The 20898-nt window shown below is 54.2% G+C and carries 14 protein-coding genes; 7 read left to right on the plus strand and 7 right to left on the minus strand.

Features of this window, described 5'->3' with window-relative positions:
* Positions 1 to 252 precede the first annotated feature (252 nt).
* From KJI95_RS13450 to KJI95_RS13460, 3 genes are all read left to right on the plus strand, one after another.
* A complete protein-coding gene (locus KJI95_RS13450) occupies positions 253 to 1467 on the plus strand; it encodes a pyridoxal phosphate-dependent aminotransferase (protein ID WP_214507721.1) in 1215 nt (404 codons plus the stop codon).
* 248 nt (positions 1468 to 1715) lie between these two features.
* A complete protein-coding gene (yfbR, locus tag KJI95_RS13455; protein WP_214507722.1) occupies positions 1716 to 2303 on the plus strand; it encodes a 5'-deoxynucleotidase in 588 nt (195 codons plus the stop codon).
* 6 nt (positions 2304 to 2309) lie between these two features.
* Positions 2310 to 3641, plus strand: a complete 1332-nt coding sequence (locus KJI95_RS13460; RefSeq protein ID WP_214507723.1) for an anti-phage deoxyguanosine triphosphatase — start codon at positions 2310 to 2312, stop codon at positions 3639 to 3641.
* 175 nt (positions 3642 to 3816) lie between these two features.
* On the opposite strand, the gene KJI95_RS13465 is transcribed toward KJI95_RS13460, so the two are convergent.
* Positions 3817 to 4449: a YchE family NAAT transporter gene (locus KJI95_RS13465; RefSeq protein ID WP_214507724.1), complete on the minus strand. Its 633-nt coding sequence runs from the start codon at positions 4447 to 4449 to the stop codon at positions 3817 to 3819.
* 334 nt (positions 4450 to 4783) lie between these two features.
* Between KJI95_RS13465 and adhE the strand changes: the two genes are divergently transcribed.
* The gene (gene adhE, locus KJI95_RS13470) at positions 4784 to 7390 is read left to right on the plus strand and encodes a bifunctional acetaldehyde-CoA/alcohol dehydrogenase (RefSeq protein ID WP_214507725.1); all 2607 of its coding nucleotides are present in this window, start codon (positions 4784 to 4786) and stop codon (positions 7388 to 7390) included.
* Positions 7391 to 7759: 369 nt separating this feature from the next.
* On the opposite strand, the gene mdoH is transcribed toward adhE, so the two are convergent.
* The 5 genes from mdoH to KJI95_RS13495 form a co-directional block, all read right to left on the minus strand.
* Positions 7760 to 9943, minus strand: a complete 2184-nt coding sequence (mdoH, locus tag KJI95_RS13475; protein ID WP_214507726.1) for a glucans biosynthesis glucosyltransferase MdoH — start codon at positions 9941 to 9943, stop codon at positions 7760 to 7762.
* Positions 9943 to 11583 (minus strand): glucan biosynthesis protein G, encoded by a 1641-nt coding sequence (locus KJI95_RS13480; RefSeq protein ID WP_432653802.1) that lies wholly within the window; start codon positions 11581 to 11583, stop codon positions 9943 to 9945. Before KJI95_RS13480 ends, mdoH begins: the two co-directional genes overlap by 1 nt.
* A gap of 313 nt (positions 11584 to 11896) precedes the next feature.
* Positions 11897 to 12547, minus strand: a complete 651-nt coding sequence (locus KJI95_RS13485) for a hypothetical protein (protein WP_214507727.1) — start codon at positions 12545 to 12547, stop codon at positions 11897 to 11899.
* A gap of 184 nt (positions 12548 to 12731) precedes the next feature.
* Positions 12732 to 14783, minus strand: coding sequence for a dipeptidyl-peptidase 5 (locus tag KJI95_RS13490; protein WP_214507728.1), 2052 nt, complete (start codon positions 14781 to 14783; stop codon positions 12732 to 12734).
* A gap of 227 nt (positions 14784 to 15010) precedes the next feature.
* Positions 15011 to 16546: a fumarate hydratase gene (locus tag KJI95_RS13495; RefSeq protein WP_349356739.1), complete on the minus strand. Its 1536-nt coding sequence runs from the start codon at positions 16544 to 16546 to the stop codon at positions 15011 to 15013.
* A gap of 154 nt (positions 16547 to 16700) precedes the next feature.
* On the opposite strand from KJI95_RS13495, the gene pabB reads away from it, so the two are divergent.
* Both pabB and KJI95_RS13505 read left to right on the plus strand, forming a co-directional pair.
* Complete coding sequence (pabB, locus tag KJI95_RS13500; RefSeq protein ID WP_214507729.1) at positions 16701 to 18272, plus strand: aminodeoxychorismate synthase component I; 1572 nt, start codon at positions 16701 to 16703, stop codon at positions 18270 to 18272.
* A gap of 44 nt (positions 18273 to 18316) precedes the next feature.
* A complete protein-coding gene (locus KJI95_RS13505; protein ID WP_214507917.1) occupies positions 18317 to 18922 on the plus strand; it encodes an NUDIX hydrolase in 606 nt (201 codons plus the stop codon).
* A gap of 15 nt (positions 18923 to 18937) precedes the next feature.
* Here KJI95_RS13505 and KJI95_RS13510 read toward each other — a convergent pair whose 3' ends face one another.
* Positions 18938 to 19273, minus strand: a complete 336-nt coding sequence (locus tag KJI95_RS13510; RefSeq protein WP_214507730.1) for a hypothetical protein — start codon at positions 19271 to 19273, stop codon at positions 18938 to 18940.
* Positions 19274 to 19421: 148 nt separating this feature from the next.
* Between KJI95_RS13510 and asnS the strand changes: the two genes are divergently transcribed.
* On the plus strand, positions 19422 to 20822 hold the full coding sequence (gene asnS / locus KJI95_RS13515) for an asparagine--tRNA ligase (protein WP_214507731.1): 1401 nt from the start codon (positions 19422 to 19424) through the stop codon (positions 20820 to 20822).
* The last annotated feature ends 76 nt before the right edge of the window (positions 20823 to 20898 follow it).

Consider the following 20898-nt stretch of genomic DNA (forward strand, 5'->3'; position numbering starts at 1 on the left):
CAGCCCTGCCAAACCGGGCGTTTGTTTCCGATTCATCTGCTTAACAGACCGTGACTTTTGGTGCACACAGCCTACAAAGGTACGCCACATAGCATTAACTACTGTTTACGCTATTAACATGGCCGCGTATATAGAATTTTTTACTGAATTATTTTTGAATTTTTTGAATTTGTGCTCTTTTGCGCGTAAGCAAATTTCAGTATTGTGAAGCCTTCGCTTTTGATACAAACAGCCAGGGTCTTGAGGTAAAGGATGCGTCCCATCATTAAATCGAACAAATTAGATACCGTTTGCTACGACATTCGTGGGCCGGTACACAAAGAAGCACGTCGTCTTGAGGACGAAGGGCACCGCATACTCAAGCTCAACATAGGAAACCCCGCCCCCTTTGGTTTTGAGGCGCCGGAAGAAATCGTTCGCGACGTCATACTCAATCTGCCGAGTGCCCAGGGTTACTGCGAGTCCAAGGGCCTCTTTTCAGCCCGTAAGGCGATAGTGCAGCATTATCAGTCCCAGGGCATTTTCGGGGTCGATATTGAAGATGTGTACATCGGCAACGGCGTGTCTGAGCTGATTGTGATGGCAATGCAGGGGCTTTTGAACAGCGACGATGAAATCCTTATCCCCTCGCCCGATTATCCGCTGTGGACGGCGGCGGCAAACCTTGCCGGCGGCAAAGCGGTGCATTATCGCTGCGATGAATCTGCCGACTGGTTTCCCGATCTTAGCGACATCAAGTCCAAAATTTCGCCCCGCACCCGCGGCATTGTGATAATCAATCCCAACAATCCCACCGGCGCCGTCTATTCCCGCGAGCTGCTGCTGGAAATCGTTGAGCTTTGCCGCCAGCACTCACTGATTTTGTTTGCCGATGAGATTTACGACAAAATTCTCTATGACGATGCCAAGCACATCCCTGCTGCCGGTTTGTCGGATGATATTCTCACCGTCACCTTCAACGGCCTGTCGAAAGCCTACCGCGCCGCCGGTTTTCGTGTCGGCTGGATGATGCTCTCAGGTAATCTCAAGGCCGCCAAAAGTTACATCGAAGGCCTGGATATGCTCGCCTCGATGCGCCTTTGCGCCAACGTGCCTAACCAGCACGCGGTGCAAACCGCCCTTGGCGGCTATCAGAGCATCAATGAGCTTATTCTGCCAAGCGGCCGCCTGACGGTGCAGCGCGACACCTGTTATGAGTACCTGAACTCTATCCCCGGTGTCAGCGTGACCAAGCCCAAGGGCGCGCTGTATGCCTTCCCGAAACTCGATGCCAAAAAGTTCAACCTGCGCGACGATGAGCGCCTGGTGCTTGATTTGCTGCGGGATAAAAAAATCCTGTTGGTTCAGGGCAGCGCCTTTAACTGGCCGGAGCCGGATCATCTGCGGGTAGTGTTTTTGCCCCATAAGCAGGATTTGGAAAAAGCCCTGCTGGCCTTTGGCGAGTTTTTGGAAAACTACCGTCAGTAACCGCGCCGTCAGTAGCCAGGCCCCAGTTACCAAATTAGCGCTACCAAATTAGAGTAAATAAACCGCCTTCGGGCGGTTTTTTTACATCCTCCCCGCCAAACTCAATGCCTTTATCAATGAAGATGCTTAAGGGTAAGTTAGCAGGTGCGCAGACAGCTTAAGTTGCTATAAAGTGGCTGTATCTGAAATAAAGAATTGAAAGACGGATTTGGCAGGACAACTTCGCGCCATTGCCAAAGGGAGATCCCATGAGTCATCTGTTTGCCCACCTCGCCCGCCTTAAACTCATACAGCGCTGGCCGCTGATGTATAACGTTCGCAGCGAAAATGTGCAGGAACACTCGCTGCAGGTCGCCATGGTTGCCCACGGGCTTGCGGTCATTGCCAATCGACAGTTTGGCCGCTCGGTCGATGCCAATAAAGTGGTGACCCTTGCGATATTCCATGATGCCTCTGAGGTGCTCACCGGCGATTTACCAACGCCGGTTAAATACTTCAATAAAGACATCGAGGCTGAATACAAAAAAATTGAAGCCATCGCAGAGGCAAGGCTGCTGGAGATGGTGCCGGAAGCCTTTCGCGAAGATTACCGTGAGTTTCTTATCGCCGATGAGGCAGATGCTGAGCTTAAGCAGCTGGTCAAATCCGCCGATACCCTGTGCGCTTACTTAAAGTGCCTTGAAGAAATCAAAGCCGGCAACCGCGAGTTCAACACAGCCAAAGGGCGGCTTGAAGCCATGCTTGATGCCAATCCTCATCCGGCGGTGCGCTACTTCCTCGACTGTTATGTGCCAAGCTTTACCCTGGACCTGGATCAGATTAATCAGATGCTGTGAGAAACATTGATGGACACACCCTGGCAGGAACGCCGACACGGCGAAGATAAACACAGACGAAACGATCACCGCAGCGCGTTTCAGCGCGACCGCGCCCGCATTCTGCACAGCGCCGCCTTTCGACGCCTGCAGGCCAAGACCCAGGTACTTGGCGTCGGCATGAACGACTTTTACCGCACTCGCCTCACCCACTCGCTGGAAGTGTCGCAAATCGGCACCGGCATCGCAGCGCAGCTTAAACGCAAGCATCCGGATAAAGAAGCGCTGATGGATTCGATGAGCCTGATTGAATCCCTCTGCCTTGCCCACGACATAGGGCACCCGCCTTTCGGTCATGGCGGCGAGGTGGCGCTTAACTATATGATGCGCGATCACGGCGGCTTTGAAGGCAACGGCCAGACCTTTCGTATTCTCACCAAGCTTGAGCCCTATACCCCGGGCTTTGGCATGAACCTGTGCCGCCGCACTTTACTGGGAATTTTGAAATACCCGCAGCTTGCCTCCGCACTGCATCAGCTTGCGCCGCGCCCGGCAGTTCCCCACTACCGCCAGCTGCGCCCCGGCGACTGGACCCCGGTCAAAGCGGTGTTTGATGACGACCGTGAGATGCTCGACTGGGTACTTGCGCCGCTCACCAACCCAGACAGAGACAGATTCACCCAGTTCAGCGCACCAAACGAGCGCCATGGCAAGACCCGCTTCAAGTCCCTCGATGCGACCATCATGGAGCTTGCCGACGATATCGCCTATGCCGTGCACGACCTTGAAGATGCGATTGTGATGGGCATTGTCAGCCGTGAGCAGTGGCTTGCCGATGTGGCGCCGGTACTTAATCAAAGCAAGGACAGCTGGATTCAGGCCGAACTTGGAGCAATAGACAACCGGCTTTTTGCCAAAGAGCATCACCTGAGAAAAGATGCCATCGGCACTTTGGTCAATGGCTTTGTAACGGCAATTAATCTAATTGAAGATGAGTCCTTTTCTGAGCCACTTCTTCGCCATAACGCCGTGCTGCAAGCGGACTTTGCCGAGGCTCTGGTGGCACTTAAAGGCTTTGTGTATCGCCATGTCATTCGAAAACCCGAAGTACAGATGCTTGAATACAAAGGGCAGCAGATGGTGATGCAGCTGTTTGAAGCCTTCGCATCGGATCCTGAGCGCCTCTTGCCACTCAATACCCGCACCCGCTGGCAAGAAGCAGCTGAGCTTGGGCAAAATCCGATGCGGATTATCGCCGACTATATTTCCGGCATGACGGACGAATTTGCGGTGCGGATGCATCATCAGCTGTTCAGCCCACGCCTGGGCGGCCTTGGGGATTTGGGCCAGGATTTTTAATTCGCGCTTTTTAACCAGTGCCTTTGCGTTAAGCACATATGAAAAAGCGCCGCTTTGGCGGCGCTTTATGCTTTTACTTCTTGGCACTTACTTCTTGGCTTTTACTTCTTGGTTTTTACGTCTTGGCTTTCATCGTTACTGGTCCTGCCAAGCCTCGTGTTATGCGCGCTCAAGCCTAGCCAAGCAAGTTTGGAAACAGCCCCTTAAGCCCCGCCGCCATCACTTCAATGCCGATAGAAAGCATCAAGAGGCCCATCAAACGGGTAATCACGTTAATGCCGGTTTTACCCAGCACCCGATAAATCACCGATGCCATGCGAAAAAGGCCAAAGCTCAGCAGACCAAAAATCAACACAGTCGAAAACATACCAACCAGATCGAGCATGGTGTTGTGCTCGGCCGCAAACACTATCACCGAGCTGATGGCACCCGGGCCTGCCATCAAGGGCAGTGCCAGCGGCACCACGGCGACCGACTCCATGGCGGACGACTCGCGGTCTTCCTCCTGGTTACGTTTTACTTCACCGAGTTTACCCTGCAGCATCGACAGCGCAATGATGGCAATCAGGGTGCCGCCGGCAATTCGAAACGCCGACAGCGAAATTGAGAACATATTCAGAATGTGCTGACCGGCGACTATGGTCACCAGCAGAATAACCACCACCGCGATGTTGGCGACCTTACCGGTGTGATTGCGCTCAGCCTCGGTTTGGTGACTGGTGAGACTGACAAACACCGGCAGCAGACCAATGGGATTGATGATAGCCACCAATCCAAGAAAAAATTTAATGTAAACCGTAATATCCACTCACGCTCTCCAGTCGGAACTGCTGCCTTTTGCAACGCGAAACCAAGTCCTTGCAACAGCGAATAATCTACCTGATGGCTGACACGCCGAGAAATGAGATTTTCTGTGTCCGGTCACAGTTTTCAGATAAATATGGCTCATGTATGGCGCAACAGCTGTGTCCGGCTACTTTGTCATCAAAGTGTAGCGCTTTCTGTAGTTTTATTTCAGTTGTAGCGGGCTTTGTGCGGACTGTCACAGATAAACACCCCCTGGAGGTGTAATTTTTCAGTCATAGAAAAGAATGTTTAGCTAAATTCAATTTTGCCAAACATTTTTTGACGGGAACTTCATCATGACAGTCACCAATACCCAGGAACTCAACGCCCTCGTTGACCGTGTCGCCAAGGCTCAGGCCCAGTTTGCCAGCTTCTCGCAGGAGCAGGTTGACCGCATTTTTCGCGCTGCCGCCCTCGCCGCCGCCGATGCGCGGATCAAACTTGCCAAAATGGCAGCAGAAGAAACCCGCATGGGGGTGGTCGAAGACAAGGTGATTAAAAACCACTTTGCCTCCGAGTACATTTACAACAAGTACAAGGACGAAAAAACCTGCGGCATCCTTGCCGAGGACACCACCTTTGGCACCATCACCATCGCCGAGCCGGTTGGGATCATCTGCGGCATAGTGCCCACCACCAACCCAACCTCAACCGCGATTTTTAAAGCGCTTATCAGCCTTAAAACCCGTAACGGCATTATCTTTTCGCCTCACCCAAGGGCGAAAAAATCCACCACTACCGCCGCGCGGATTGTGCTGGATGCGGCCATTGCCGCCGGCGCGCCAAGTGACATCATCGGCTGGATAGACGAGCCCTCTGTGGCGCTTTCAAACCAACTGATGACCCACGAGAAGATTAACCTTATTCTTGCCACCGGCGGCCCGGGTATGGTGAAAGCCGCCTACTCCTCCGGCAAACCTGCCATCGGTGTCGGCGCCGGCAACACCCCAATCGTGATTGACGAAACCGCCGACATCAAACGGGCGGTGAGCTCAATCTTAATGTCCAAAACCTTCGATAACGGCGTGGTCTGCGCCTCGGAGCAGGCGGTTGTGGTGGTCGATGCGATTTACGATGCGGTTAAGGAGCGCTTCGCGAGCCACGGCGGTTATCTTTTGAATAAAAAAGAAAATGCCGCACTGCAAAAAGTGATTTTAAAAGACGGTGCCCTCAATGCCGACATCGTTGGCCAAAGCGCGGTTGCCATTGCTGCCATGGCCAATATCAAGGTGCCCGGCCACACCAAGGTGCTGATTGGTGAAGTGAGCGCCATCGACGATAACGAAGCCTTTGCCCACGAAAAGCTTTCGCCACTGCTTGGCATGTACCGCGCCGCCAATTTTGAAGAGGCGCTCGATAAGGCCGAAGCATTGGTAGCCCTTGGCGGCATCGGCCACACCTCAGGTTTGTATACCGATCAGGATACCCAGGATGCACGAGTTCGCGCCTTTGGCTATCGGATGAAGACAGCGCGCATTCTCATCAACACACCCGCCTCCCAAGGCGGCATAGGCGACCTGTACAACTTCAAACTGGCGCCGTCATTAACCCTGGGCTGCGGTTCATGGGGCGGTAACTCGATTTCTGAAAACGTCGGCCCAAGCCACCTTATCAACAAAAAAACCGTCGCCAAGAGGGCCGAGAACATGCTGTGGCACAAGCTTCCATCGTCCATCTACTTTCGCCGCGGCAGTTTGCCAATTGCCCTCGAGGAGCTGTCAGACAAGAAGCGTGCGCTTATTGTTACCGACAAGTTTTTGTTCAATAACGGTTATTGCGACGAAACTATCCGCATTCTGAAATCCCAGGGGCTTGAAACCGAGGTGTTTTACGAGGTAGAAGCCGACCCGACCTTAGCCGTGGTGCGTGCCGGTGCCAGAGTTGCACAAAGCTTCCAGCCCGACGTGATTATCGCCCTCGGCGGCGGCTCGCCAATGGATGCGGCCAAAATCATCTGGGTGATGTACGAGCATCCTGATGTGGACTTTGCTGATCTGGCGCTGCGCTTTATGGATATCCGCAAGCGCATTTACAAGTTCCCCAAACTTGGCCGTAAAGCCAGCATGGTGGCGATTCCGACCACATCCGGCACCGGCTCAGAAGTGACCCCTTTTGCCGTGGTAACCGACGAAGTGACCGGCGCAAAATACCCGATTGCCGACTACGAGCTCACGCCCAATATGGCGATTGTGGACCCCAATCTGGTGATGGACATGCCAAAATCACTGACCGCGTTTGGCGGTATCGATGCCATCACCCACGCGCTTGAAGCTTATGTCAGCGTGATGGCGAACGAGTACAGCGATGGTCAGGCGTTGCAGGCACTGGAGTTACTGTTCAAGTATCTGCCTGAAAGCTACGCCAAAGGCGCACAGGCCCCGCTTGCCCGCGAAAAAGTGCACAATGGCGCCACGATTGCCGGTATCGCCTTTGCCAACGCCTTCCTTGGGATTTGCCACTCCATGGCACACAAGCTTGGCGCCGAGTTCCACCTGCCCCATGGGCTTGCCAACGCGCTGCTTATCAGCAACGTTATTCGCTTTAACGCCACCGACTTGCCCACCAAGCAGGCGGCCTTCAGCCAATACGACAGACCAAAAGCGCTATGCCGTTACGCCGCTATTGCCCGCCACCTTGGCCTTAACGGCAAAACCGATGAAGTCTGTGTCGAGCTGCTGATTAAGAAGATTGACGAGCTTAAACAAACGCTTGGGATCCCCTCGTCCATTAAAGAAGCCGGCGTGAACGAAGCCGACTTTATGGCGAAACTCGATGAGCTTGCCGAAGATGCCTTTGACGATCAGTGCACCGGCGCTAACCCACGCTACCCTCTGATTAAGGAGCTTAAAGAGCTGCTGCTGGCAAGCTTCCACGGCCGCGCCTATGAGGACGAGCGCAGCTAAGCTTCTGCCCAACTAAGTTTTATCGCGACTAAGTTTCAGCGCGACTAAGTTTCAGCCCAGCTAAGTTTCATCGCTGTAATCCAAGCCCGGCATCGCCGGGCTTTGTTTTAAGAAGCCTGCACCGCCTTGCGCGGCACGCACAAATTCCACACTCTCATTTCTGATTATTCCTGATGCACTATTTGCCCTGAGCTGTTTGCCCTGAGTTTTTTAGCCTGAGGTGTTTAGCGAAAGCTTTGCTCCACATCCCCTTAGCGAACGACAGCGCTGCCCTTTGTGACCCAATTCAGGAGCAAAAAAAGCCCGACCATCAAGGCCGGGCTTACATAAGGGCTTTCCATAAAGGCTTTAAATAAAGGCTTTACGCTATCAGCAGATGCTTACCAGATCGTCATCAGCATAAGCTTCAGGCAGATGCTGCATATGTTTCAAAAGCAGCGGATTGCCAAGCACATATGACAGCTCCTGCTTGGACAACAGCGCCAAAAGACTGGTCTGGCACAGCGCTTCCTGCACTTTGACACGGGCAATGGCTTCGAGTGGCTCGATGGGGCTGCCCGGTGCGTGGGTTGGCAGCTTATCCATAATGCTCATATGCAGCGCCATCATCTCAGGGCGATCGAGCAGGAGTTTCATATTCCAGCTCTCTTCAAGCTCAACCACATACTCATCGCGGCGCTGTGATGCAGCGGTCACAATAGCAGGCTCGTTCACCTCTTCCGGTGTGGCGAGGATTTTTCTGTCCTTAAACCACTGGCCGATAGGGCTTGAAGATGTCATCGCCGACAAGGGCACGGCAAACCACAGGCCAATCAGCGCAGGTGACATCCACGCCAGCAGCGTGAGTGAATCAAGCACCGCCGCATAACCAAGCAAGAGACCGGCAATCATGTGCCAGCGATGGCGGTAGATAAGGTCTTTCCACGGCAAACTGCCATCGTCACGGCGCTGGGGCGACCAGCCACTGTCACGACCAAACAGGATTGACATCACCGCGCCGCAGTGGATGAACATCATGATGGGCGCAATCAGCGCCGACAGAATGATTTCCACTATGGTACTGCCGATGACCCGCAGCCGGCCGCCGAGGGCCTTACAGGTTTTGCTGTCAAAAAACAGCAGCAGCAAGCCAAAAATCTTCGGCCCGAACAAGATGCCCATGGTGATATAGAAGAGGCGCAATGCCCTGTCTGAGTCCATCACAGGCCAGGTCGGAAACAGCGAAAACTGATCGGTGAAGTACTCAGGACGGATATAGTGTGCCTGCAACGCGAGCAGCAAACCCGAAAGGATAAGCAGCAGCCAGAATGGCGATGACAAATACGCCATAATGCCGGTCACCAGGTGCATACGGCTAACCCAGTGCAGGCCTTTGGCCGGCAGCACCCGGGTGTGCTGCAGGTTACCCTGACACCAGCGACGGTCACGCACCGCCATGTCGATAATCGACGGCGGACACTCTTCATAGGAGCCGTACAGATCGGCGGCAATCTTCACGCTCCAGCCGGCACGGCGAATAAGCGCCGCTTCGACAAAGTCGTGACTCATGATATGCCCACCAAACGGCGGCTTACCCGAAAGATGTGGCAGACCGGCGGCCTTCATAAAGGCTTCGGTGCGGATAATGGCGTTGTGTCCCCAGAAGTTACCTTCTTTTTGCACCCACCATGACAAACCGGTACCGATTACAGGGCCATAGAAGCGCGCCGCAAACTGCTGCACCCGCGCCATCAGGGTAGTTCCCTTGATAAGTGCAGGAATAGTCTGGATAAGACCTGAGTCAGGGTCGGCTTCCATGCGCCGCGCCAGCGACACTATGGTATGGGTTTCCATCACGCTGTCGGCATCAAGCACCAGCAGGTGATCGTAACTGCTGCCCCAGCGGCGACAAAAGTCCGCCACGTTACCGGCCTTACGGGCAATGTTTTTGCGACGGCGACGGTAATAGATACGCGCCTTGCCAGCAGTGGCTTCACGCAAAATCCAGAACGCATGCTCTTCAGCGAGGGCAATTTGCGGATCTGTGGTGTCACTTAAGATAAACCAGTCAAACGCATCGGCATCACTGGTTTTCGACAGTTCAAGCGCCATGGTTTCTACCGCAGCGAACACCCGATCAGGTGACTCGTTGTAGGTCGGCATCAAAATCGCCGTGCGGGTGGTCAGCGCCTCCACTTCCGGATCGATTTGTTTGCCGCGCTTACGCACGATAGAAATAAGGCCCGCAATACCGGCGCAAAATGCCAGTGCAATCCAGCAGAAGTTCACCACAAACAGCGCCAGTACGGCGTACTCGAGCGGGGTGAGACCACCAACCAGAAACACAGCGCGCATTTCGTGAATGGCAAAACCGGACAACAGCAGCGCCGGGCCAATCACGCTTAAGCGCTTCAGTTTGTTGGATTTTACGCCGCCACGATTGACTTCGGCGCGGGGAAATCCCTCACTGAGGGATTTGAGCGATTGGGTAGGCATGTCCGCCGGACGTTCCGGCGGCATGGCGCTGTCCCCGGCAAGCACCGGGGACGCACGTTCAAGCAAAGGCCCTGTCATCAGAGGGTCCAGCGATACAGCCAGGTTTCGGCAGCAGCCGGCTCGTCAAACTTGAGCTCGGCGCGGAATTCGGCCAGGTTCACTTCACCTGGATCAAATTCGAACGACAGGCGATAACCGTTAGACTTTGGATTGTCACGGATAACGATGTTGCTCACCACACCGGCAGAAGTTTCTACCTTGGCAACCGGCATGTTGGCCGGACGCTTGCCCTTCACTTCGTAGTCAACCACGAACAGACGCTTAGGCGTTGGCTTGGCGATGTCGGCACGGCCGCTGCTGGTACGGGAAACAACAATGCTGTTCTCGACCGGTGCAGGTGATGCGCCCCATGACAGGTGATAGGCAAAACGGAATTCACCACCGGCAGCCAGTGGCTGACGCGGCTTCCAGAAGGCAACGATGTTGTCGTGGATTTCAGACTGAGTCGGGATCTCGGTCAGCACTACCGCGCCCTGACCCCAGTTACCCACTGGCTCAACCCACAGGCTTGGACGACGCTCGTAGTTGGCTTCCAGATCCTGATAGTTGACGTAATCACGCTCGCGCTGCATCAGACCAAAACCCTGTGGAGAGTTGTCCACAAAGGCACTGACCTGCAGATCGCGTGGGTTGGCCAGCGGACGCCACAAACGCTCACCGCGGCCGTTGATCATCAGCAGACCGTCAGAATCGTGTACCGCCGGACGGAAATCGTCAGTGGTGTGACGGCCGTTTGGCGAGTGCATATACATACTGGTGCTTGGCGCGAGACCTACTTTAGAAAGTTCCACACGTGGGAACAGCACGGCTTCCACGTCCATACGGGTGTTTTCGCCCGGACGGATAGAGAAGCGGTAGGCACCGGCAACGCTTGGGCTGTCAAGCAGCGCATGCACCACAATCAGGTTGGTATCAGAAGTTGGCTTTTCGACCCAGAAGGCGCGGAAAATCGGGAACTCTTCACCGGCGGGATCGGCAGTTTTAATCGCAAGACCACGGGCAGACAAGCCGTAGGCATTGCCTTTACCCAGCGCACGGAAATAGCTGGCACCCTGGAATACAAACAGCTCGTCAAAGTATTCAGTGCTGTTCAATGGATAGTGAATGCGCAGACCGCTGTAACCGATATCTTCGGTCGGCAGCTTTTGCTTGAGCACTTCACCGGCGCTGAACAGATCCGGGTCGTAGCTCAGGTGGCGCGACTTATTGCCTTCCACGATCGCGATTTCAATCAGATCCTGGAAGTAAAAACCACGGTGGAACAGCTGCATCTGATACGGCAGGCTCTCTGCCTTCCAAATCGCAGATTCAGGCTGGAAGCGAATATCACGGTATTCGTCGTAGCTGATTTTGGCGAGGCTGGCAGGCAGCGGGTCATTCAGCGCCACGTACGGCTTTTTCGCCAGATTACGGGCGATGCGAACCACGGTATCACTGTCGAAGTTACCTGTTTTGGCAAAACGGATCACCGCTTTGGGATCTTCGGCACGCAGGGGTTTTGCCGCAACCTGAGCAGGCGGCTCGGCTGGGACATCACTGCCCTTCACATCCGAGGCCCATACAGAATTGGCGGAAAATAACGTCAGACCAGCCATCAAAGGGGCAACAGACAAACTTTTCAAAGAACGGGAACGAGCAGAGCTCAAGAAGCGATCCATAACGGAAGTAACTCCAACAGAGTTAGATACAAAAGTGGTTTGGGGTTGTGTGCCAGGACCTTGTTTACCGGACGGTGTGACAGGAAATCCCAGCGCTCGCACAGCGCGAAAGATAGCAGAATGGCAGAAAAAAGCACAACTTAAGTTGCTGTTGCCCTTACTAAAACGAGATTTTGTAATCATATGTATATATCCTTTTGGAATATATGCAGCGGCCCTCTAATCTCTTTCCGTGAGCAAGAGTGTAAGTATTTGACTTGAAAAGTATAAGGATTTATCACTTTATGTTCAAGGCTACATTTTGTCACACTTCTCAACAGTCCCAATCTTTGGGGTCGCGGGTGTTAAAACGGCTGATGCTCTTTTCGCCGTCGCCCTTCAAAAGATAGTATTCAGCGCCATAAATTGCCCAGCGGCATAAATCTATGTGTGTCACCTCAGCGCAGTTAACTGTGCCGGACAATCCGGCCGCTTCAAACCCCGCCGCCACCAATTCAGAGCAGAAGAATTTTGCTGCATCGTCACGGTTGTAACCCGGCCCTTTTAGCTCATCAAACAGGTCAAAGGCCGACTGCAGCGCCTGTGGAATGTCGAAAGTTTTTTTCAGTTTTGCCTGATTAAACAAAAAATCGAAGAAGGCTCGCGGATCAAAATGCCGAGCCCGTAAGCCCGCATTCAGCGGCAGCCACCAGATTTCGCCATCATAATTCAGCCGGTCGCTGAAGCGGTTGATTTGTACGCCGGTAAAGCCATTGAGCTCAGTTGATTCGATGATCTGGTTAAAAAACTGCCCGGAGGTTTCATCCAGCAGCTGCGTTTGCAAAATCACACCAACGTGGGACACGTGGGACTGAGTAACCAACTTGGTCAGTAGCGAGAACGGCGCCCTGCCGCCAAAGGCGATGACATCGCCGGGTTTCATCAGCGCGCGGGCATCGGCATAAGAGAGTGTGCGCATGGTCATGGGTGGCCTCCTTGTTCACCATTTTGTATGACATTGCGGCGATTGTTGCATTTTTTCAGCAGTTTAAAAAAGCCTTGCCAGGGAAATAACAATCAACTCAGGAACCAAATAAAAACGCCGGACCTCAGGGCCCGGCGTTTTCGGCAGAATTGCTGTACTGCTTAGTTAGCAAGCGCGGCTTGCGTTACTTCGCAGTCCACTTGTCCATCCAGCCCAGCACCTTGGCGTACCACTGCTCCAGGTTGTCGGGGTTCAGGATCCAGTGATTTTCATCAGGGAAAATTAACAGCTCAGACGGAATGTTATTGCGCTGCATATAGCTGAAGGCCGCAAGTCCCTGATCGTATGGCACGCGGAAGTCTTTTTCGCCGTGGATAACCAACATAGGCGTCTTCCAGTTCTGCACATAGTTCACCGGGTTGAACTTCTCGTACAGATCGCGGTTTTTCTGATAGCTGCCACCGAACTCATATTCAGGGAACCACAGCTCTTCGGTTACATGGTACATGGAGCGCATGTCAAAAAGACCAGCGTGGTTAACCAGGCACTTGAAGCCGTCGTTCCAGTTACCCTGGATCCAGTTCATCATGTAGCCGCCGTATGAACCACCCAGAGCACAGGCGTTGTTCACGTCAAGCCATTTTTGCTGCTCACCCACGGCCGCCAGACCTTTTTGCAGATCTTCCAGTGGCTTACCGCCCCAATCGGTAGAGATTGAATCGGTAAAGGCCTGACCGTAGCCAGTGGAGCCGTGGAAATCGACCATCACCACACCGTAGCCGGCACCGGCCCACAGCTGGGCGTTCCAGCGGTGGCTGAAGGCGTTACCAAATGAGCCCTGCGGGCCGCCGTGTACCAGATAAGCTACGGGGTACTGTTTGCCTTCCTGATAGTTGGCAGGCTTGATCCAGTAGCCATACACAGTTTCGTTGTTCCAGCCTTTAAAGGAAAACTGCTGGAATTCACCGAATTTGATGTCGGCGAGTTTGGCCTTGTTCACCTCGGTCAGGCGGGTCAGACGGTCACCATCTTTACCCACAGTGTAGATATCACCGGGCTCAACCAGAGTTCGGCGGGTAAACACCAGTTTATCGCCGCTGCTGCCAATCAGGCTATTGGTGCCATCGTTGTAGATAGAGCGCACATCACCAAACTGGGTGTTAACTTCAAATACTGACACCTGACCCAGATCCTGGGCGGTGACATACAGAGTGCGGCTGTCGTCGCCAAACTGGATGGAGGATGGGCTTCTGTCCCACAGCGGCGCCACTTCTTTTTCTTCACCTGAGCGAAGGTCACGCAGCATGATGCCGTAACGATCAGCTTCGAAGCCCGGCTTCTTCATGGCGAGATACGCCATATAGCTGCCATCGGCGCTGAATACCGGCTGGGCATCCCAGGCGATGTTTTTCGAGGTCAGGTTTTCGGCCGCGCCGCCCTTCACGCTTACCTTCCACAGATCGTAGTTGGTGGTCCAGGCCTGATCTTTGCTCGGCGCCTTGGCGCTGTAGACCACATACTGGCTGTCGGCGGTAAAGGCGACTTCTTCCATGCCGGAGAATGGCTTGGGCGGCACTTCGGTATCTAGGCCCTTGGTGATGTTGACAGGCTCGCCGAGGCTGTTGCCATTAAGGCTTGCCACAAACAAATGGTTACGGGCATGGTCATGCCAGGTATCCCAGTGGCGCACCATCAGCTGGCTGTACTCACGGCCGGTGCTCTTGCGCTTACTTTCGGTTTCAAACTTGTCTTTGGAGCACTTGAGCGTGTCGCACTCAGGGTACACCCGCATGGTCATCACCAGACTCTTGCCATCGGGAGACAACTTGATGCCGTTGATATCGAGTGGCAAATCAGAGATTTTTACCGCTTCGCCGCCGCCAAGGGGCAGGCGGTAGATTTGGCTTGAGCCGTCGCGGCTGGCCAGGAACAAAATCGACTGGCCGTCTTTGGCAAACACCACATCGTGCTCAGTGCCCTTGGCGCTGGTGAGTTTAACCGGCGCGGCCTTGGGGTTGGTCAAATCCAGCATAAACAGGTTGGACTCGCTGCTGCCATCGTCAGCAACTTCTTTTACGCCGTACACCAGCTTGTTGCCGTCCGGTGACAGGGTCTCGGAGTGAAGTTTGTTCAGCTTGAGCAGCTGCTGCACTGAAAAAGGTTTGGCTTCGGCAAGGGCTCCGGCCGAAAAGCCTGCCAGTGCCAGCGAAAGGGCTACTGCGTTAAATGTGTTCATAGTGGTTGTCCGCAATGCTATTTGTTATTGGCGTTTCAATTCGCTCAAAATTCGATCTCAATTCGAGTTCAGGCGAAAAGCCGCTTTTTATTGGAAATTCACAGGTCATCGCCTCAGGCCATCCCGGCACACAGTCGGCGAAGATGACACCTTAATCAATGACAAAGGCCCAGACAAGTCTGTCCGGGCCTTTTTGTCAGTGCGTCAGGCTCAAGGCGCTGCCGCCCTTATGCCTTGGCGTTCTGGATGTTGACTTTCCAGATTGCCGGGCCGGTTTCGTGGGCGTTAACACCCTCAGAATCCACCGCCACAGTCACAGGCATGTCCTGTACGTCAAACTCGTAAATGGCTTCCATACCCAGATCTTCGAAGGCCACAACGCGGGACTTCTTGATGGCTTTGGATACGAGATACGCCGCGCCGCCAACGGCCATGAGGTACACGGCCTTGTGTTTGCGGATGGATTCAACAGTGGCAGGACCACGCTCGGCCTTACCAATCATGCCCATCAGGCCGGTTTTATCGAGCATCAGATCGGTGAATTTATCCATACGGGTGGCAGTAGTAGGACCGGCTGGGCCCACCACTTCATCACGCACTGGGTCAACCGGACCGACGTAGTAAATAAACTTGCCGGTAAAGTCCACGCCTTCTGGCAGACCTTCGCCGGATTCAATCAGGGTCTGAATGCGCTTGTGGGCCGCATCACGGCCGGTCAGCATCTTGCCGGACAGCAGCAGAGTGTCGCCGCTCTTCCAGGTTTCGATGTCGGCCTGAGTCACGGTATCCAGGTTTACGCGGCGCACGCTCTCGCCCACTTCCCAGGTGATGTTTGGCCAGTCGGCAAGACTTGGCGGCGCAAGATCAGCAGGACCCGTGCCATCGAGGTGGAAATGTACGTGGCGGGTCGCGGCGCAGTTGGGGATCATCACCACCGGCTTTGACGCAGCGTGGGTCGGCGCGGTTTTGATTTTCACATCCAGCACAGTGGTGAGACCACCCAGGCCCTGGGCGCCAATACCTAAATTGTTGGCACGGTTGAAAATATCAAGACGCAGCTTTTCTTCGCCGGTTTCGGCGCCCTTGGCCATCAGCTCATGGATATCGATGCTTTCCATCAGCGCTTCTTTGGCCATCACCGCCGCTTTTTCAGCGGTGCCGCCAATACCAATGCCCAGCATGCCAGGTGGGCACCAGCCAGCGCCCATAGTTGGCAGTGTCTTTTCAACCCAGGCAGCGATATCGTCGGATGGGTTCAGCATCGCCATCTTGGACTTGTTTTCGCTGCCGCCGCCCTTGGCGGCAATGGCCACTTCCACATGGTTACCGGGCACCATGTCGATGTGAACCACTGAAGGGGTGTTGTCTTTGGTGTTTTTGCGGCTGCCGGCAGGATCGGCAACAATCGAGGCACGCAGCGGGTTATCCGGATTGTTGTAGGCGCGGCGTACGCCCTCATCCACCATCTGCTGCACTGTCATGTCAGTTTTGTCCCACTGCACACCCATGCCCACTTTAACAAAGCAGGTCACGATGCCTGTGTCCTGACACAGAGGGCGCTTGCCTTCGGCCGACATGCGGCTATTGATCAGAATTTGGGCGATGGCGTCTTTGGCGGCCTGGCTTTGCTCACGCTCGTAAGCCTCAGCCATGGCATCGATAAAATCTTTAGGGTGGTAGTAGGAGATGTATTGCAGGGCATCTGCAACACTTTCAATAAAATCGGCCTGCTTGATCACGACCGGCGAGTGATTCTCTGACACTTTCTGCTCCGACTCTTTCAGCTCAATTTGTGAAAAACGTCATCAGCGCCAAGGCGCTGTAACGTTGCGTTTGTTTTGGTTAATCCTTTTTCGGCCAATATGATACTCTGTTGCAAAATTTTGGGCTACATCACAAGTTGAATAAGGTTAATCGATGTTTCCACCCCTGCCCAAGCGCGATTGTGCCGCGCCGCTTGCCACCCGGCAGCTTGACTGGTCGCTGACGACAGAAACCCTCTTCGCCGCCTTTGCCGGCAAACCCTGGTCGCTGCTGCTTGACTCGGCGGCGGCGCCCCACGTCGATGCCGCCCGCGACCTGATTTTTGCAAGCCCCATCGCTACGCTCAAAGTCTATGAAGACCATTCGCTGGTGACCATATGCGGCAGCGAGCCTGCACAAGTTTCAATAACCGAACACCACTGCCCTTTCGCACTGGCAAAAACGCTGCAGCAAAGTCTTTATCCTCACATAAAACAGAGCGCACTGCCCTTTAGCGGCGGCGCTGCAGGCGCCTTTAATTACGACCTTGGCCGCAACATCGAAACCCTGCCCGCCATTGCCAGCGACGACATTGGCCTGCCGTTGGCATCCCTTGGTTTTTATGATTGGGCGCTTATCAAAGAGTATCAAAGCGGCCAATGGACGCTGGTACATTACTTAGGCGAGGCTGCGCTCAATGACACCCTCACCATGCTGCAAAAGCTTATCGATGAATTCAGCGCTAACGGAGTGAGTGATGAAAACGGCACAAATGCCCAGAGCTGCGCTGGTAATCAGTGCGGCGCAGATGAGGCAACCAAAGCTTTGCAAAATAGCGAATTCAGCCTCAAAGCTCCGTTCACGCCGCAGATTGACCGCGCCGCCTACAACGATAAATTTGCGCGGGTGCAGCAGTATTTGCTGAGCGGCGACTGCTATCAGATAAACCTGACCCAGCGGTTCTCGGCGCCATTCAGTGGCGAACCGTGGCACGCCTACCGCACGCTTCGCGCAAGCAACAAAGCGCCCTTCTCTGCCTTTATGCGGCTTGATGAAGGCGCGATTGTATCGATTTCGCCGGAGCGGTTTTTAAAGCTGTCCGGCCGCCACATTGAAACCAAACCCATCAAGGGCACACTGCCGCGCTCAGCGGATCCGCTCACCGATGCCGCCAACGCTGAAGCGCTTAAGCGCTCGCCTAAAGATCAGGCCGAAAACCTGATGATTGTTGATTTGCTTCGCAACGACATAGGAAGGGTCGCAAGCCCGGGTAGCGTGAGCGTACCCAAACTGTTTGATATTGAAAGCTTTCCAGCGGTGCATCATTTAGTGAGTACTGTGACAGGCACACTTGCCGACGGTCTCGATGGCTTTGATTTACTCAAAGCGGCGTTTCCCGGCGGCTCCATCACAGGCGCACCCAAAATTCGCGCCATGGAAATCATCGAAGAGCTTGAACCTTCACGGCGCAGCATTTACTGCGGCTCGATTGGCTACCTAAGCCAGCACGGCGAAATGGATACCAGCATTGCCATTCGAACCCTCGTTGCCAAAGACGGCGTTATTCACTGCTGGGCGGGGGGCGGCGTGGTGGCCGACTCAAATGCCGATGCGGAATATCAGGAAACCTTCGATAAAGTCAGCCGCATTCTGCCGGTGCTGGAGCAGTCTCTGTCTCCGTCTCTGCCACTTACACAGGCACCGGCACTGGCACCTGCACTGCGAAATCAGGGCGAAGAAGCATGAGCCACTTCTTACCGCAGGATGAACTGACTATTAATGAGCTAACGCTGGACCAATTGAGGCTACGCTTTTCGCTGCAGCCCCTTCGCCATCAGCTGGTTTCAGCGCCGCTGCAAACGTCTTTGCGCCGCGCTGCGGTGTTAATCGCGCTCGAAACCTGGCAGGACGAAGTGCATCTGCTGCTCACCACCCGCCCGGCGCATCTTAAAGCCCATCCGGGGCAAATCAGTTTCCCGGGCGGAAAAATTGAGCCGGATGACCTCTCCCCAATCCACACGGCGATGCGTGAAGCTGAGGAAGAAATCGGCCTTGAGCGCAGTAATCTTAAGCTTTGGGGCAAGTTTCCCAACCATAAAACCTTCACCGGATTTGAAATCACCCCGGTCATCGCTGAGGTCAAATCGCCTTTTGCGCTTAAACTCGACCCCGGCGAAGTGGCCGACTGTTTTCGGGTGCCGCTGCGGTTTTTAATGGAAGACAGGCACAGGCATGTGCGCCGTTTTCACCGTCAGGGAGCAGAATACGAGGTGGTGTTTATTCCCTGGCAAGGGCGGCTTATCTGGGGCGCAACTGCGGCGATGATAGACTTGCTCTGCCGCCATCTGCGAGACGGCGGCGCGGTGAATAGCAGCCCCAAAAATTCGAGCCAATGATAAAGGCGATGGCGGTCAGATAAAGAAACTGATGTAAAGCCCGGCAGTCAGGGATGAGAGCAGAAGAAGCGGAATATTAAACCAGTATCCCATGCGGCTGTGATTGGCCACATAGATGTTAAACAGCAGGCTTACCAGACTTATGCCGCACACCCACCAAATCACCTGTTCAAGGCGCAGAGTCAGCGCCGGGTCCCAAAAAAGCCTAACCGCAGCCCCTTTGGAGAGAAAGTAGCCTACGGCCACATCGGGCCTGGCTTTATCAAAAATGACCAGCGCCCACACTGCGAGCGTCCAGCCCAGAATAGATAATCCTGCCAATAACAACTGAAATATTCGCAGCTTGCTCACGGCACACCTCCAAATTTGTTGGCTGGCGTAACAGGAATGTGAATATATTCCACAGCATACCTTTTTCAGCTTGAGAAAAGCCACCGGAAAGGTAATATAATCCTCCTTTTCCATTTTTTGTTACATGTCGTTGGAGATTAGAGCAGCAATGAGCATTGCATCTATCGCATCAGTATTTAAGGGTGAATTCGCCCCGGGCACCGAAATCACGGTGCGTGGCTGGGTTCGTACCCGTCGGGATTCCAAAGCCGGGATCTCCTTCCTCGCCGTTTATGACGGCTCCTGTTTCGATGCCATTCAGGGCGTTGTGCCCAATGCTCTGTCAAATTACAACGACGAAGTACTGAAGCTCACCGCAGGTTGCTCTGTGGTGATGACAGGTAATCTGGTGGAGTCTCCAGGCTCTGGTCAGGCGTTCGAGATGCAGGTAACCGCCGTTGAAGTCACCGGTTGGGTTGAAGATCCGGACACCTACCCGATGGCGGCCAAGCGTCACTCTATCGAACACCTGCGCGACGTGGCTCACCTGCGCCCACGCACTAACATCATCGGTGCCGTTGCCCGCGTGCGTAACTGCCTGTCTCAGGCGATTCACCGCTTCTATCACGAAAACGGTTTTATCTGGGTTTCCACCCCGATTATCACCGCGTCTGACTGTGAAGGCGCCGGTGAGATGTTCCGGGTCTCTACCCTGGATATGGAAAACCTGCCGCGTACCGACGCCGGCAAGGTAGATTACGACCAGGATTTCTTCGGTAAAGAAGCCTTCCTGACCGTATCAGGCCAGCTCAACGGCGAAACCTACGCCTGTGCTCTGTCAAAAATCTACACCTTTGGCCCGACCTTCCGCGCCGAAAACTCCAACACCAGCCGTCACCTGGCGGAATTCTGGATGGTTGAGCCCGAAGTGGCCTTCGCCAACCTGAACGATATCGCCGGTTTGGCCGAAGCCATGCTCAAGTACTGTTTCAAAGCCGTACTGGATGAGCGCATGGACGACATGAAGTTTTTCGCCGAGCGCGTTGAAAGCAGCGTGATTGAGCGCCTGGAAAATTTCGTCAGCAGCGATTTTGCTCAGGTTGATTACACCGACGCGGTGGAAATCCTCAAGACCTGCGGTAAAACCTTCGAGTATCCGGTTGAGTGGGGCGTGGATCTGCAGTCTGAGCACGAGCGTTATCTGGCCGAAGAACACTTCAAGGCGCCTGTGGTTGTGAAGAACTATCCAAAAGATATCAAGGCCTTCTACATGCGTCTTAACGAAGACGGCAAGACAGTTGCCGCGATGGACGTACTGGCTCCGGGCATTGGTGAAATCATCGGTGGCTCACAGCGTGAAGAGCGTCTGGATGTGCTCGATGCGCGTCTGGAAGAAATGAACCTGTCGAAAGAAGACTACTGGTGGTACCGTGACCTTCGCCGTTACGGCACTGTGCCGCACGCCGGTTTTGGTCTTGGTTTCGAGCGTCTGGTGTCTTACGTGACCGGTGTGGGTAACATCCGTGATGTAATTCCATTCCCACGTGCGCCGCGCAGCGCCAGTTTCTAAGCGCTTATCAAACCCGCGCTAAGACAACCAGCGCTAAGAAAACCAGCGTAAACACAAAGCCGCCCTAGGGCGGCTT

The sequence above is a fragment of the Shewanella jiangmenensis genome, assembly GCF_018596335.1.
Taxonomy (GTDB): Bacteria; Pseudomonadota; Gammaproteobacteria; order Enterobacterales; family Shewanellaceae; genus Shewanella; species Shewanella jiangmenensis.

What these genes read in the sequence shown, in the direction of transcription:
- yfbR (WP_214507722.1), top strand. Translation starts at nt 1,716, where the DNA reads ATGAGTCATCTGTTTGCCCACCTCGCCCGCCTTAAACTCATACAGCGC.
- KJI95_RS13480 (WP_432653802.1), bottom strand. Translation starts at nt 11,583, where the DNA reads ATGGATCGCTTCTTGAGCTCTGCTCGTTCCCGTTCTTTGAAAAGTTTG.
- mdoH (WP_214507726.1), bottom strand. Translation starts at nt 9,943, where the DNA reads ATGACAGGGCCTTTGCTTGAACGTGCGTCCCCGGTGCTTGCCGGGGAC.
- KJI95_RS13450 (WP_214507721.1), top strand. Translation starts at nt 253, where the DNA reads ATGCGTCCCATCATTAAATCGAACAAATTAGATACCGTTTGCTACGAC.
- pabB (WP_214507729.1), top strand. Translation starts at nt 16,701, where the DNA reads ATGTTTCCACCCCTGCCCAAGCGCGATTGTGCCGCGCCGCTTGCCACC.
- adhE (WP_214507725.1), top strand. Translation starts at nt 4,784, where the DNA reads ATGACAGTCACCAATACCCAGGAACTCAACGCCCTCGTTGACCGTGTC.
- KJI95_RS13485 (WP_214507727.1), bottom strand. Translation starts at nt 12,547, where the DNA reads ATGACCATGCGCACACTCTCTTATGCCGATGCCCGCGCGCTGATGAAA.
- KJI95_RS13490 (WP_214507728.1), bottom strand. Translation starts at nt 14,783, where the DNA reads ATGAACACATTTAACGCAGTAGCCCTTTCGCTGGCACTGGCAGGCTTT.
- asnS (WP_214507731.1), top strand. Translation starts at nt 19,422, where the DNA reads ATGAGCATTGCATCTATCGCATCAGTATTTAAGGGTGAATTCGCCCCG.